Annotated in this window: 1 protein-coding gene; it reads left to right on the top strand. The window is 61.5% G+C overall.

The genetic code is table 11. The features are described 5' to 3' along the window. Positions 1-247, top strand: a 247-nt coding sequence (locus EW028_RS24830) for a hypothetical protein (RefSeq protein ID WP_131522792.1), incomplete at both ends; no start/stop codon positions are given.

Genomic DNA, 247 nt, shown 5'->3' with positions numbered 1-247 from the left:
AAACGACCGCTAACCCCACCGGCGAGGACGCCATCGTGGTCCGCCAGCCGGAAGACAAGGTCGCTAGCGAAGTCTGGCTGATTGGCCAACGGATCCGCGAGCTCCTGGCCAAGGAAACGATCTTGGACCCGGAAACCAAGCGGGTCCGCCCGATCACGCCGGGCGACATCGCCATTTTGTCGCGGGCCAAGCGGATTCACTCGGTGATCGCCGAACAGTTTGCCAAGCTTAACTTACCGGTGATGGT

The sequence above is a fragment of the Lysinibacillus sp. OL1 genome (assembly GCF_004332175.1).
Classification (GTDB): Bacteria; Bacillota; Bacilli; order Bacillales_A; family Planococcaceae; genus Lysinibacillus; species Lysinibacillus capsici.
The sequence above is the reverse complement of the archived record's forward strand: the minus strand, read 5'-3'. Positions and strand labels throughout refer to the sequence as shown.